This window comes from Sphingobacterium sp. NGMCC 1.201703, assembly GCF_047784615.1.
In the GTDB taxonomy this organism is placed as follows: Bacteria; Bacteroidota; Bacteroidia; order Sphingobacteriales; family Sphingobacteriaceae; genus Sphingobacterium.
In genome coordinates, this window is the sequence record NZ_JBLOHD010000008.1 from 295,403 (window position 1) to 309,220 (window position 13,818).

Annotated in this window: 14 protein-coding genes; 3 read left to right on the forward strand and 11 right to left on the reverse strand. The window is 41.8% G+C overall.

Going from position 1 to position 13,818, the window contains the following annotated elements:
- Positions 1-37 precede the first annotated feature (37 nt).
- From ACK8HY_RS18405 to ACK8HY_RS18455, 11 genes are all read right to left on the reverse strand, one after another.
- Positions 38-940, reverse strand: a complete 903-nt coding sequence (locus ACK8HY_RS18405) for a WD40 repeat domain-containing protein (RefSeq protein ID WP_077437973.1) — start codon at positions 938-940, stop codon at positions 38-40.
- Positions 941-1,186: 246 nt separating this feature from the next.
- Positions 1,187-1,771: a bifunctional phosphoribosyl-AMP cyclohydrolase/phosphoribosyl-ATP diphosphatase HisIE gene (gene hisIE / locus ACK8HY_RS18410; protein WP_077437974.1), complete on the reverse strand. Its 585-nt coding sequence runs from the start codon at positions 1,769-1,771 to the stop codon at positions 1,187-1,189.
- Positions 1,772-1,902: 131 nt separating this feature from the next.
- A complete protein-coding gene (gene hisF, locus ACK8HY_RS18415; protein ID WP_416134434.1) occupies positions 1,903-2,655 on the reverse strand; it encodes an imidazole glycerol phosphate synthase subunit HisF in 753 nt (250 codons plus the stop codon).
- A 1-nt stretch (position 2,656) separates the two neighbouring features.
- Entirely contained in the window at positions 2,657-3,409 is a 753-nt protein-coding gene (locus tag ACK8HY_RS18420; protein ID WP_077437976.1) for a HisA/HisF-related TIM barrel protein, read from the reverse strand.
- A 12-nt stretch (positions 3,410-3,421) separates the two neighbouring features.
- The gene (hisH, locus tag ACK8HY_RS18425; protein ID WP_416134435.1) at positions 3,422-4,021 is read right to left on the reverse strand and encodes an imidazole glycerol phosphate synthase subunit HisH; all 600 of its coding nucleotides are present in this window, start codon (positions 4,019-4,021) and stop codon (positions 3,422-3,424) included.
- Between the two features lie 176 nt (positions 4,022-4,197).
- Positions 4,198-5,337, reverse strand: a complete 1,140-nt coding sequence (gene hisB, locus ACK8HY_RS18430) for a bifunctional histidinol-phosphatase/imidazoleglycerol-phosphate dehydratase HisB (RefSeq protein ID WP_416134436.1) — start codon at positions 5,335-5,337, stop codon at positions 4,198-4,200.
- 4 nt (positions 5,338-5,341) lie between these two features.
- The gene (gene hisC / locus ACK8HY_RS18435; protein WP_416134437.1) at positions 5,342-6,400 is read right to left on the reverse strand and encodes a histidinol-phosphate transaminase; all 1,059 of its coding nucleotides are present in this window, start codon (positions 6,398-6,400) and stop codon (positions 5,342-5,344) included.
- 97 nt (positions 6,401-6,497) lie between these two features.
- The gene (locus tag ACK8HY_RS18440; protein ID WP_077437980.1) at positions 6,498-7,409 is read right to left on the reverse strand and encodes a ribonuclease Z; all 912 of its coding nucleotides are present in this window, start codon (positions 7,407-7,409) and stop codon (positions 6,498-6,500) included.
- A 1-nt stretch (position 7,410) separates the two neighbouring features.
- The gene (locus tag ACK8HY_RS18445; protein WP_077437981.1) at positions 7,411-7,791 is read right to left on the reverse strand and encodes an STAS domain-containing protein; all 381 of its coding nucleotides are present in this window, start codon (positions 7,789-7,791) and stop codon (positions 7,411-7,413) included.
- Positions 7,792-7,824: 33 nt separating this feature from the next.
- Positions 7,825-8,775: a phosphoribosylaminoimidazolesuccinocarboxamide synthase gene (locus tag ACK8HY_RS18450; protein ID WP_416134438.1), complete on the reverse strand. Its 951-nt coding sequence runs from the start codon at positions 8,773-8,775 to the stop codon at positions 7,825-7,827.
- Positions 8,776-8,817: 42 nt separating this feature from the next.
- Positions 8,818-9,783: a PhoH family protein gene (locus ACK8HY_RS18455; RefSeq protein WP_077437983.1), complete on the reverse strand. Its 966-nt coding sequence runs from the start codon at positions 9,781-9,783 to the stop codon at positions 8,818-8,820.
- Between the two features lie 419 nt (positions 9,784-10,202).
- Here ACK8HY_RS18455 and ACK8HY_RS18460 point away from each other — a divergent pair, with 419 nt between their 5' ends.
- The 3 genes from ACK8HY_RS18460 (at position 10,203) to ACK8HY_RS18470 (ending at position 13,722) form a co-directional block, all read left to right on the forward strand.
- Positions 10,203-10,991, forward strand: coding sequence for an SAM hydrolase/SAM-dependent halogenase family protein (locus ACK8HY_RS18460; protein ID WP_077437984.1), 789 nt, complete (start codon positions 10,203-10,205; stop codon positions 10,989-10,991).
- A 172-nt stretch (positions 10,992-11,163) separates the two neighbouring features.
- Positions 11,164-11,715: a hypothetical protein gene (locus ACK8HY_RS18465; protein ID WP_416134439.1), complete on the forward strand. Its 552-nt coding sequence runs from the start codon at positions 11,164-11,166 to the stop codon at positions 11,713-11,715.
- A 171-nt stretch (positions 11,716-11,886) separates the two neighbouring features.
- A complete protein-coding gene (locus tag ACK8HY_RS18470; RefSeq protein ID WP_416134440.1) occupies positions 11,887-13,722 on the forward strand; it encodes an ABC transporter ATP-binding protein in 1,836 nt (611 codons plus the stop codon).
- Positions 13,723-13,818 lie beyond the last annotated feature (96 nt).

The following is a 13,818-nucleotide window of genomic DNA, read 5'->3' on the forward strand; positions in this document are numbered from 1 at the left end:
TTTTATGGGAGCTTCAGTAGATTATTCTTCGAATATTTTACTGCTGAAATTCCCATATCTTGACTAATTTATCATCACTGACGCTAAAGAAATACTGACCATTTTCAGACCATACGCCGGCATTGACAGATAAATGATGGCCATCTTGCATTTTTTCCCTGCTCATGTTCTTCAGCAGAGCGAAGTCTGCATTTGACCAGAATTTCAAGGATTTATCCCGACTTACCGTGGCGAATAATGGTTCAACTGGATGTGGATAGATCCCATAAACAGTAAAAAGATGCGGGATAAATGAAAAATTATTACTCAGTTGCCCGACTTCCGAAATCATGAGCTTCGCATCACGGCCACCGCTTAATAATTTATTTTCGAGAAAAGCCAACGAGGTTGTGGGTAGACTATGCAACTGCATACGCTCAATGACATGGAAATCCGTGCTGTCCAACAAGTATACCCAACCTTCTTTATCGCCCAATGCGATCCTGTTTGTATTTTCGTCGACGGCAATACTCCGCACTGTCGTTTGGGAGAGCTGTAGCTCATAGATACTCTTATAGGTCGCTAGGTCTATCACGTACAACATGCCCGCCTCGCCTACAGCCAAAAGCTCATTTTTTTGCTTAACATACGCCAGGGCAAAGATGGCTTTTTTACCCAATTGTAAACTCGCAACAAGTTTTTGTTCCTGTACATCCACAAAAAGTAGCTTACCCTCGCGTAAGGCAATGGCTAGGATAGCCGTCCCCGGAATCAGCTTTAACGCATAGACTGAGGAAGTCACGGCACAGAGGATCCGTTTAAAACCATTTTTTTGGATATCCCACTCGACCACGCCCTTATCATTTCCTCCGGTAAAGAATGTATTTGGATCATATCCTTTTTCTACGCAAAAAATGGGATTTTGATGTCCCGGTAATGTCGCTCTTAATTTAATATTCATAGTTATATTGTCAAGTTCTCCAGATGATATGCGGAGAGACTATTCTTGTCCTATCTTTTTTGGCTTATTGACCGGCTGTCATTTAAAACGGACCACGCAAAAAAAGAAGTGCAGTATATCCACAAATATACTGCACTTTCAAGACTATTTTGTCATATTACCTTAAAGCCTCGTCCGATCCGTCGGTTCAATGAAATTTACCTGGGCAAATGTTCAATAGACAACTTGGCTTAGCAAAAACAAGCATTATTGATGTCTGCTTTCAAGATTTTTAGCGATTGTCTCCAACGAAAACCCTTTTTCACGTAGCAATACGATCAAATGGAACAATAGATCAGAAGTCTCATTGATAAAGTCAGTCTCGGTCTCCGTTAATGCGGCGATCACTGTTTCTACGGCTTCTTCACCTACTTTTTGAGCGATCTTATTAATTCCCCTTGAGCGCAGACGGTTTACATAGGATTCGTCAGAAGGATGTTCGTAGCGATGATTTACGATACGTTCCAGCTCCAATATGAAATTTTGATTGAATTCCGTGTTGAAACAGCTCCGACTTCCGGTATGGCAGGTCGGTCCAATAGGATCCGCTTTAATTAATACGGTATCTTTATCACAATCAATATGGATACTCTTTACATTTAAAAAGTTACCACTCTCCTCTCCTTTAGTCCAGAGACGATTTTTGCTACGGGAGAAAAAAGTCACGCGCTTTTCCGTCTGTGTCTTTTGCCAAGCTTCCTCGTTCATATACCCCAGCATCAGCACTTCTAACGTTTGGGCGTCCTGCACGATCACTGGAACAAGTCCGTCACTTTTAGCGAAATCTAACATTGTTTTAGTATCTAGTATTTAGTATCTAGTATTGAGACTCTGATAGTGCAAGCCCAAGGCTAACATACTATCTATTTTCTCCTCTTTTAATTCTTTATCCTTTGATCCATATTTCTGGATCTCTATCCCCATTATCTTACGACAACACCATGTTGGCGCAAGGTCTCTTTAAGATCCGGAATCAATATTTCTCCATAATGGAATACTGAAGCCGCTAAGGCGGCATCCACATTGGCCTGTTGAAATACATCAACAAAATGCTGCTGATTTCCAGCACCACCGGATGCTATTAAAGGGATATGAATGCGATCGTTTACCGCTTTTAAAAATCCGTTATCAAAGCCATTTTTCGTACCGTCATGATCCATGGATGTCAGCAGAATTTCTCCTGCGCCACGCTCCTGGGCTTCCAATATCCAATCCAGGGTATTGATCTCGGTCTTGATACGTCCGCCGCTCAGGTGAACAAAATCCTGCCCTTCAATAGATCTGGTATCTACGGCAACCACAACAAACTGCGCTCCAAAAGCTGCAGCCATTTGATTGATCAGGTCGGGATTACGTACAGCTGCAGAGTTGATCGATATCTTATCCGCTCCCGCATTTAATAGAATGTCGGCATCTTTAATTTCGTTGATACCACCGCCGATTGTAAAAGGGATATTTACCTGACGTGCTACCGCTTTGACAAGATCTATTGTTGTCTTGCGCCCTTCATGAGTAGCTGTGATATCTAAGAAAACGAGTTCGTCCGCCCCTTGTTGGGAGTATTCGTAGGCTAATTCCACCGGATCCCCGGCATCACGAAGGTCTACAAAATTCACTCCTTTTACTGTCCGTCCATCTTTAACATCCAAGCAAGGAATTATCCGTTTTGCCAGCATCTTAAAATCTGATTAATGATTTAAGATTCCAGTCTTTGACTTCATCGATGGAAATTCTATTCTCATAGATTGCTTTTCCTACGACAACTGATTCTACTCCCCCCAGTTCCTGAAGTTTTTGAATATCATCCATAGAACTGATACCTCCGGAAGCAATCAATTTGATGATTGGTGAATGGCTCAATAGCTTTTTGTATAATTCTACACCTGCTCCGCCGAGTTTACCATCCTTGCTAATGTCGGTACATAGAAATCTAAAGAAGCCCAAAACCAAACATTTATCAATATATTCAATCAATTTAATTGGTGAGCTCTCCAACCAGCCGGAGTATTTGATCACTTCATCCAAGACATCAATTGCAATGACAATATGGTCTGCATACTTCACTTTCCCTTCATTTAAAGTTGCTAATTCCTCTAAAAAAGAAGGATTCGTAATCGCTTGCGTACCCACGATAACACGGTATACCCCAGCATCTACCAATTCCTTTACTTTTTCAATGCTCCTTACCCCGCCGCCATATTGTATTTTCATATCTGTCTTCTGGATAATGTCGAACAGATAGGATTGGTTACTAAAATCACCTTTGGCACCATTCAGGTCTATGATATGGACCAGTTCAGTACCATTTGCACGATAGTTTTCTATCTGTGCTTCCAAACTAATATCATAAGTCGTAACGTCGTTGTAGTTACCCTCTCTTAAACGGACAACTTTTTTGTCCAAAACGTCAATTGCTGGAATGATATACATAATCGAATATTTTTAGTCTATTTGAATAGTTGAAAAATTGAGCAGTAACTGCTCACCTGCTTTTCCCGATTTCTCCGGGTGAAATTGTACACCAAAGAAATTATCCTTGGAAATGGCTGCTGAAAATGGTAATCCATAGTCGCATTTTGCGGCTGTAAACGTCGTATCATATTCAATATAATACGAATGCACAAAATAAAAATAAGTCTGATCTTCAATATTCGCAAATAAAGGATTATTTGCTTGTACCGAAACGCTATTCCAGCCCATATGAGGCACTTTGCCCGCTAGGCTGGCGTCAAAATGTAACGTTTTCAATGGGAATAATGCTAACATCTCCGCATCACCCTCCTCGGAATGTTCGGTCAAAAGCTGCATACCGACACAGATCCCCAAAACAGGTTTGCGCAGTTGTTTAATATAAGGCACTAATCCCGACTCACGCAATTTGTTCATGGCGGCTCCGGCATGGCCCACGCCCGGAATAATAATACGATCATAAAGATCGATCTCCGCCGCAGTATTGATCATACCATAGGTCAGCCCTACCCGATCTAGCGCAGCAGTCAGCGAGAAGATATTCCCGGCGCCATAGTTAATAATTCCTATCATTTTATTAGTATTGAGATTTGAGATTTGAGTATCGAGACTTTGGTTAGGCTAGCCGCTGGCTTACCTACTTCATCTTTTACTCTTTAGCCCAAACTTTTTTATCTCCTCACCCTACAAGGGCAATATCTTAGTTTTAGCGTTTATAGCCTAGTCACAAAGACAGGTATAATGTAAAACTACAAAACACCTTTTGTACTTGGCAGCTGCATATGATCCGCATCCCGTCGTACTGCTTTCTTGATCGATTTCGCAAAAGCTTTAAAAATTGCTTCGATCTTATGGTGCTCGTTATCCCCTTCGGCCTTGATATTTAGATTTGATTTGGAGGCGTCAGAAAATGATTTAAAGAAGTGGAAGAACATCTCTGTCGGCATATCGCCTATTTTCTCCCGTTTAAATTCAGCATCCCAGACAATCCAATTGCGGCCACCAAAATCCAGCGCAACCTGCGCCAGGCAATCATCCATTGGTAAGGTATAAGAGTAGCGTTCAATACCGCGCTTGTCACCCAAGACCTTTAAGAACACTTCGCCCAAAGCAATCCCTGTATCTTCGATGGTATGATGCTCATCGATATGAAGATCACCTTTGGCTTTGATCGTTAAGTCCAATGCACCATGTCGGGCTAGCTGATCTAGCATATGGTCAAAGAAGGGCAATCCTGTTTCAATTTCCGATTTACCGGAACCATCCAGGTTCAGTTGAATAAAAATATCGGTTTCATTCGTTTTACGATGATGTTCGGCCGTACGTGCACCCAGTTTGAGGAATTCGTATACGGTCTTCCAGTCTGTGGTCTCCAAAGCCACCGCATTCGGGTCAATGTCGACGTTTTCCAATGCCCCCAATTGATCGTTTGCACGTAGCCATATGGCTTTAGCACCAAGATTTTGCGCAAGCTTGACATCATTTACACGGTCACCGATCACGAATGATTCACTCAGATTATATTTTGCTCCATCGAAATATTCCCCCAGCATACCAATACCCGGCTTACGTGTATCTGCATTTTCGTGTGGGAAAGTTTTGTCGATATGTTCTTTCGCAAATACTACACCTTCTGCCGCAAACGTATCAATCACAAAATGATGGACAGGCCAAAAGTTTTCTTCCGGATGGGAAGATGTTCCTAAACCATCTTGGTTAGAAACCAAGATCAATTCAAAATCCAGCTCCTTAGCGATACGTGGCAGGTACTGCAAAGCACCGGGATAGAATTTTAATTTTGCAAAAGAATCAATCTGCTCATCTTCTGGTTCCAAAATTAATGTTCCGTCACGGTCTATAAACAGGACACGTTTTAAGTTATCAGGCATAGTATTATTTATTGATTTGATTAAGTTTTTCTAATAATGTCCGGTTCTCCGCAGGCGTCCCAACAGTGATCCGCAAACAGCCTTCACAAAGTTCGACCTTGGAGCGATCTCTGACAATGATCCCATACTGAACCAAATAGTCGTAGATCTCCCGGGGGTTTTCCATCTTGACCAGAATAAAATTGGCATCGGAAGGTGTGATGTGATGCACATAGTCCAACTCAAGGAGCTCGCGTACCAGTTTTTCACGTTCTGCAACAGTCTCCTTGATCCAGTCGTTGACTTGATCCACATTATTCAGCGCCTCCAGCACGATATCCTGTGTCGCTTGATTAATATTATAAGGCGGTTTAATTTTATTATAAACAGCTATAATCTCTTTGCTTGCAAAGGCCATGCCTAAGCGAAGTGCTGCAAGTCCCCAGGCTTTAGATAAGGTCTGCAAAACCACCAGGTTTGGATATTCGGCCAGTTCCTGCGTAAATGATTTCACAGCAGAAAAATTGATATAAGCTTCATCGACAACGACAAGTCCCTGAAAATTATTCAATACCGTTTCAATGTCCTGGCGACGGATCGAATTCCCTGTTGGATTATTAGGTGAACAGATAAAGATCAGCTTGGTATGTGCATCTATGGCATTGGCGATACCGTCCAGATCCAATTGATAGTCTGCCGTAAGATTTACTTTCTTAAAGGCGACATCATTGATATTTGCAGACACCTCGTACATCCCATAGGTCGGCGGAACTAAAATAACATTGTCTACACCGGGTGTACAAAATGCACGGTATAAAATATCAATAGCCTCATCGCTTCCATTACCCAAAAATATGTTTTCTGGAGGTACACCTTTTATGTTTGAAAGTTTTGCTTTGACTTGATGTTGGAGTGGGTCTGGGTATCGGTTGTAATCATGGTTTAGTGGGGATCCAAAAGGATTTTCATTGGCATCAATCAATATGGATGCCACCCCTTTAAATTCATCTCTAGCGGACGAATAGGGTACGAGCTTTTTGATATTTTCCCGTAGTAGATTGTTTAAGTTGAATGGATTATCCATTATAAAAAAATTAGAGCCGTAAACTTAGATAAATTGTTTATCAAAAGCAATATAAAAAGTATTTGGCAGTGGAAATATGGTTAAAATTCACAAAAAGCTAAACTGAAAACCATTTACCTTCAATCGAAAGTTCAGTATTTGGGAATACCGTACGGGCTTCATCCAATAAAGGATTTAGATCCCGGTAACGGGCGGAGTAGTGTCCCAGCAACAATTTCTTTGCATGGGTTTCTTTGGCGATCTCCCCGGCTTCCAGTGCGGTCGTATGGAAAGTCTCCTTTGCACGGTCTACCATATCATGCAGAAAAGTAGATTCATGATACATCAGATCGGCATGCTGGACATAAGGCAGATAGTTCGCAGTACGCACTGTATCCGAACAGTACACGTAACTTCTGGATCTAGGAGCCGGTAGACTCAATTGATCCGCTGGGTAAACATTTCCCTTTTCGTCCACATAATCCATCCCCTTCTTTATGGCGGGATAATAGACCGTAGGAATATTTAATGCCTGAACCACATCACCAAGCAAGGTACGGGCCCTGGGACCTTCGTCAAAACGAAAGCCTGTACAGGCAATGCGATGTGTTAAAGGGAATGTACTCACTTTCATTGTTCGATTTTCAAAAATAACCCCGGGCTCGTCGGGTGAAATCGGATGAAAAATAAGATTATAGCGTAAAGCTGTCTCAGAATGCAGAAATTGTATATCCAAAATCTCCTTCAAGGCAGCAGGGCCATATAAATGAAGATCACTTTTGCGGCCGACCAGGTGCATCGAAGACAGCAGCCCGACCAGACCTAAATAGTGATCTCCATGTAAATGGCTAATAAATATATGTCCTAAGCGATTGCTTTTAATTCCATAGCGGCTGAGCTGCATTTGCGTACCCTCACCACAGTCTATTAAAAACAATTGTTCATTAAAGTTCAACACTTGGCTAGTCGGATGGCGATCAAACATCGGTGTCGCGGAACTATTTCCTAATATCAGAACTTCAAACTTCATATTAATCTTCGATTGTCCCCCGATATTCAGATTCTAATTCGTGCGCAAAGATCATATCTTCAGCAACCTTTAGTGATGGAGCAATCTTGATCGATTTATCCAGGTGCGACACACGAACCATATCCATTAATTTAGGACATAGATTGACCAAAATAAATATACCGCCAACGGACTGGCACAAACGGTGAGCCAGTATCCCCAAACGAATACCTACTTCATCCGTCTTTTGGACATGAATCATATCCAGAACAATATTGCGTTGGCCAATCGTATTTCGCAACAGGAACTCCCCCTTCAGTTTAGCTGCATTATCCGCATCTATCACTTCCACATGGGGTTCTATCACAATATAACGATCATGCTTATCAATAGTGTACTTCATAAGTCTATTTCATTAGTTTGAAGATACAATGTACTAATAATTTAGCTCTTTTAAGGCTTTTGAAACATTTCTTTCCACACGTTCCAGTACATCTTCCTGATCAGGGTAGACAAATTTTTCACCAACGATATGCTCGTACAGCTCGATATAGCGTTCGGAAATGGAAGCAATAATTTCATCGGTCATCTCCGGAACTGCCTGCCCATCTTTACCCTGAAAGCCATTTTCGATCAACCATTTGCGCACAAACTCTTTTGACAATTGCTTTTGAGCTTCACCTTTCTCCTGGCGTTCCTGGTATCCATCTGCATAGAAGTAACGGGATGAATCTGGGGTATGGATCTCATCGATCAAAACGATCTTGCCATCTTTTTTACCAAATTCATATTTGGTATCCACCAGGATCAGTCCTCTTTGCGCTGCAATTTCAGTTCCGCGTTGAAACAAGGCTTTGGTATAGTTCTCCAATTGCACATAATCAGCCTCGCTGACGATACCTTTTTTCAAAATATCAGCACGGGAAATATCCTCATCGTGACCTACAGCCGCTTTGGTCGTCGGTGTAATGATCGGCTCCGGCAATTTATCATTCTCTTTCAGTCCTTCTGGAAGAGGCTCACCGCAGACCTCACGTTTACCAGCCGCATATTCGCGCCAAGCATGTCCCGACAAATAACCACGGATAACCATTTCTACTTTAAACGGTTCACACATCTGACCGATGGTCACACTCGGATCCGGTACAGATACAACCCAATTGGGGATAATATCAGCTGTCGCTTTTAAAAATTTAGCTGCAATCTGATTTAACACCTGTCCTTTGTAAGGAATCGGTCGGGGTAGTACCACATCAAATGCTGAAATACGATCGGAAGCTACCATCGCCAGGTAGGTATCGGCAATCGTATACACATCACGTACCTTACCTCTGTAAAAAGCAGTCTGATTTTCGAAATTGAAATTTGTTTCTTTTATAGCGTTCATGTTCAAAGTAAATTCAAATAATTAGTTTTTGCAAACAAGCCATTAAATATCGCCGTATGCTTCTAAAATGCGCCGCACCAATTTATGGCGGACCACATCCCCACCGCTAAGGTGGATAATATCAATCCCTTCAATATTGTCCAACAAACGGATGGATGTTGAAAGGCCGGATTGATTCTTTTTGGGGAGATCGACCTGCGTCATATCACCCGTAACAATAAATTTTGCAGTGGGCCCCATACGTGTCAAAAACATTTTCAACTGCATATCCGTTGCATTTTGCGCTTCGTCCAAAATCACAAAACAGTTGTCAAGCGTACGCCCCCGCATAAATGCGAGTGGTGCAACCTCAATCGTACGGTTTTCTAAATATCCTTTTAATTTTTCAGCCGGGATCATGTCATCAAGCGCATCATAAAGTGGTCTCAGATAGGGATCGACCTTTTCTTTCAGATCTCCGGGGAGAAAACCCAGGTTTTCTCCGGCTTCCACCGCTGGTCGGGTCAGAATAATCCGTTTGATTTCCTTGTTGCGAAGTGCTCTGACTGCCAGTGCAACAGCTGTATAGGTCTTTCCTGTTCCCGCAGGACCAATGGCAAATAAGATGTCGTTTTTTGAAATACTATCCACCATCCTTCGCTGGTTGGCCGTCCGTGCGCGGACAATCAACCCATTAGGCCCATAAACGATGGGTTCGGAACCAAAGGCTGCCTGCTTAGCCGCAATCTCCTTTTCCTGCTGCGCAGCTGAGCCTGCACTCGCGCCCAGCAGATTCTCAAAATCCAACAGGGTAATGTTGTTGAATTTTTCCAGATGTGCCATGACTTCCTTAAAGGATTGCTCAAATAGTTCCAATTCCTTCGCATCTCCTAGCACCTTCATTTCACTTCCACGAGCTACAATCCGCAGTTTTGGGAATTGTTTCTTCAAATAATCAAAGTGCTCATTGTCTGCTCCCCATAATATGGGTAAATTCAGACCATCTAATGCAATTAGTAACTCGTTCAAATTTTATCCTAGTTTAGAAATAATCAGATGTCCCTATTACGCTATAGCTCCAATACGTAATACTATTCAAAATTAACGTATTCTAATGAGAAAATACGCCATCCCGAAGAGATTTTTGTAAAAAGAAAAACCAAATTATTTTTTTCAGGTTTCCGCTATAAGTTTGGCTTTTAAAGCTGAACTTAGACCGTACAAATCTATTCTTTACAGGATAAACAGAAGCTATGTTTGTGTATATCAACCGAAAAAAGATATATTCAAAATAAGTTCTTCAATTAGCTTTACAAATCAGCTGATAAATAGTAATTTTGTCCTCTATTTGAATAGATTTTCAGGAACAGAATATGTAAACGGCAGGAGATCTATTTATATTCATGCAATAAAGGGAATTTGACAAATTCGGTCTACTTTAGATTATAATGGCAGTAATTACGTTAACGACAGATCTAGGACATAAAGATTTTTATCAAGCTGCGCTAAAAGGAAGCCTTTTAACGCAGTTGTCTGATGTTCATATTGTCGATATCACGCATGAAATCCCTGCATTCAACATTCCCCGTGCAGCCTTTGTACTTGGTAACGCCTATCATTATTTCCCCAAAGGAACAGTGCATATCATCGGCATCAACACCCTTTTCCATGAAGAATCCAAGTATATCGGCATGAAATATAGGGATCATTATTTCGTGGGAGCGGACAATGGTATCTTCAGCCTACTGTTGAATGGAAATGAACCCCAGGAACTGTATGAGCTCAACCTGATGCAGGACCTAAGATACCTTCATTTCCCACTGGCGGATATTCTTTCAAAATCTGCCTGCCATATTGCCAAAGGCGGTAAACTGAAAGATGTTGGTACCCCCATGAATCACCTGATTGAAAAAGTTACTTTACAGCCGATCTTTGACAAAGATATGATCCGCGGCAATGTCATTTATGTTGATGCTTTCGGCAACGCCATTACCAATATCTCCAAAGACCTGTTCAACAAAGTCCAAAAGGGACGGAATTTTGTCCTGTATTTCAAACGCAATGAAACAATAACCAACCTTTCATGGCATTACAACGAAGTCGGTGAAGGCGAAAAACTATGTCTTTTTGGAATCAGTAATTACCTGGAAATTGCGATCAATAAAGGCAATGCAAGCCAGCTCTTGGGGCTTCACGACGACGATTCCAATGTCATTCGCATCGAATTTAAAGATTAATTTCATAAATTCATTTCTGCAAATAGTTTATCACTTGAATCTGACCCAAAATACGCTTGGGATTTATGATCGTTAAACACCTGATTTAGCAGACATTGTCAGCCTTTGTACCGTTGAAACATTGATGCGATTTCAGCAAAATTAATTTCAGATTGATTGTTCAAATTTAGATATGAAGCCTTCAACACACACATTACTATCACTCCTCCTACTATTGATCTTCGGGCATCTTCATGCACAGGAAAATGCAGACTCCAGTGCCTTTGAGGTGCAACGTAAGCGTGTCAACAGTCTACTCGAGGCACGACAGCAGAAATTTGGTGCTTATGATACCAGTCTGACCCAGAAAACAGGTCTTTTTGGACTATTCAAATCCAAAGGCGATATGCAAAAAAGCATCGATATCCTAAAGGATGTCGTAATCACAGACAACAACATATTTTTAGAAACCCAGCAGCTGCTAAAAATAAAAGATTTCGAAAAGGACAAATTTCGGCAGATGGCCACTGAATATGACAAGCAGATTTCCGCTTATATGGGTACGATTAATAAACTTCAAAATGAGAACGAACGATTGCGGGCACAATTGGAAAAAACCGAAGGGCGGGGCCTGGCTGGCAATCTGTGGCTCTATTTAGCCCTGCTTGTCATTATTATCCTCGCTACGTTATTGTACCGTAACCGTACGCAGAAACCGGTGTTGAGCAATAAAAACCTGGATTAATTCTTTTTGGATTACCTTTCCAATCGTTGGAATGTACCGAAAAGCAGGTCAAAATACAACTTTAACTGAGTAAAATCGTCTAAAAGGCAAAAAATTGACCAAAGTATGATAGCAAAATATTTTTAATCTCTTTACATTTGTCCTCGCAACAAAACATTGAAGTAGCGGATTATGGCAAGAGGTTTCAATAGTGGTAATAAACAAGAAGAAGATCTACCAAAACCAAAGTTAAATAAGGAGCTTTTATTACGGGCTTCGAAAATAATGACCTATTTACGGCCTTATCGGGTTAAGTTTGGAATCGGGATGTTATTTTTGGTATTATCCAGTCTTGCCATGCTATCCTTTCCGGCACTCCTGGGTGCCATGATTGATGCAGCTCAAGGCAAGCAAACCTATCCTTGGCTGACTCCTGAAGTGTATTACATTGGTGGCATCGCTTTCATTATGCTATCGTTCACCTCGGTTGTTTCATTTTTCCGTATCCGTATTTTTGTTGAGATCGCGGAGCGTGCCTTGGCAAAGATCCGCAAAGACAGCTATCACAAGCTCATCTCCCTACCCATTGAATTTTTTGCGAACCGACGTGTTGGCGAATTAAACAGCAGATTGTCGGCCGACCTATCACAGATCCAAGATACATTGACGACTACGTTAGCGGAGATTTTGAGGCAATTGATTAGCCTCTGCTTTGGGGTATTTTTACTGGTTTGGGTATCGCCCAAACTTGCCCTTATGAACCTTTGTATTTTACCGATTATTGTTGTGGCTGCCATTATTTTTGGCAAATTCATTCGTGAACTGTCCCGACAGGCACAGGATAAAATGGCAGAGTCAAACAGCATCGTTCAGGAGACCTTATTGGGAATCAGTAATGTGAAAGCTTTTGTGAATGAATACTTTGAATTCAACCGCTACAGCAATCAGATGGATTCTGTTGTCAAATTAGCGGTCAAGGGAGCTACCTTTCGCGGTGCTTTCGCATCATTTATCATATTCTGTATCTTCGGAGCTGTTATAGCTGTCATATGGTATGGTGCAGCATTGGTATCGATCCATGAGATGTCTGTCGGTGATCTGACCACCTATATTCTGTATTCGATGTTTGTCGCAGGGTCCATGGGCAGCTTCCCGGAATTATACGCAAACGTTCAACGTTCCCTAGGCGCGAGCGAAAGGATTCTGGACATCCTTGACGAACAACAGGAAGATATTAGGATTGAACCGGGCTGCAAAGATATTCGCAAAAAGATGAGCGGCGATCTCAGCTTCAATCATGTGGCATTTGCTTACCCCAGCCGACCTGATATTGAAATTCTCAAAGACATTAACTTTAGGGCCAATGCCGGGGATAAAATCGCTATCGTGGGTCCCAGTGGCACAGGAAAATCAACCATTGCATCTTTAATATTGCAATTTTACACAAGCAGTAAAGGCGAGGTACTGTATGACGGCAAGCCCGCATCAGACTTTGACCTCTGCGATATACGTAACCAGGTTGCCATCGTACCGCAGGATGTACTGCTATTTGGCGGAACGATCCGCGAGAATATCGCTTATGGTAAATTAGATGCTACCGAAACTGAAATTACCGAAGCCGCCCAACGTGCCAATGCACATCAATTTATATTAAATTTTCCCGAAGGTTACGATACCATTGTTGGAGAACGCGGCGTGAAGCTCTCTGGCGGACAACGTCAGCGCATCGCCATTGCCCGGGCTTTACTCAAAGACCCTGCGATTTTAATTCTGGACGAAGCAACGTCTTCGTTGGATTCAGAGTCAGAGCGTCAGGTCCAAGATGCCCTAGAGGAATTGATGCGTGGCCGTACCTCTGTGATCATTGCCCACAGGCTTTCTACGATCGTCGATGCGGACAAAATCATCGTAGTGGAAAACGGGATTGTTTCAGAAAGTGGCACACATTTCGACTTATTACAGAAAGAAACCGGCCTCTATCGCCACCTGTATACCCTGCAATCCAAACAGCAAAAGGTAGATATGTAAAATTTTGTTAATTATTGATTCTTTTTAAACAAATTGTTCCGGTGATTGTTCATTTGGTATCATACTTGATTATCATTTGAATACACAATAAAATAG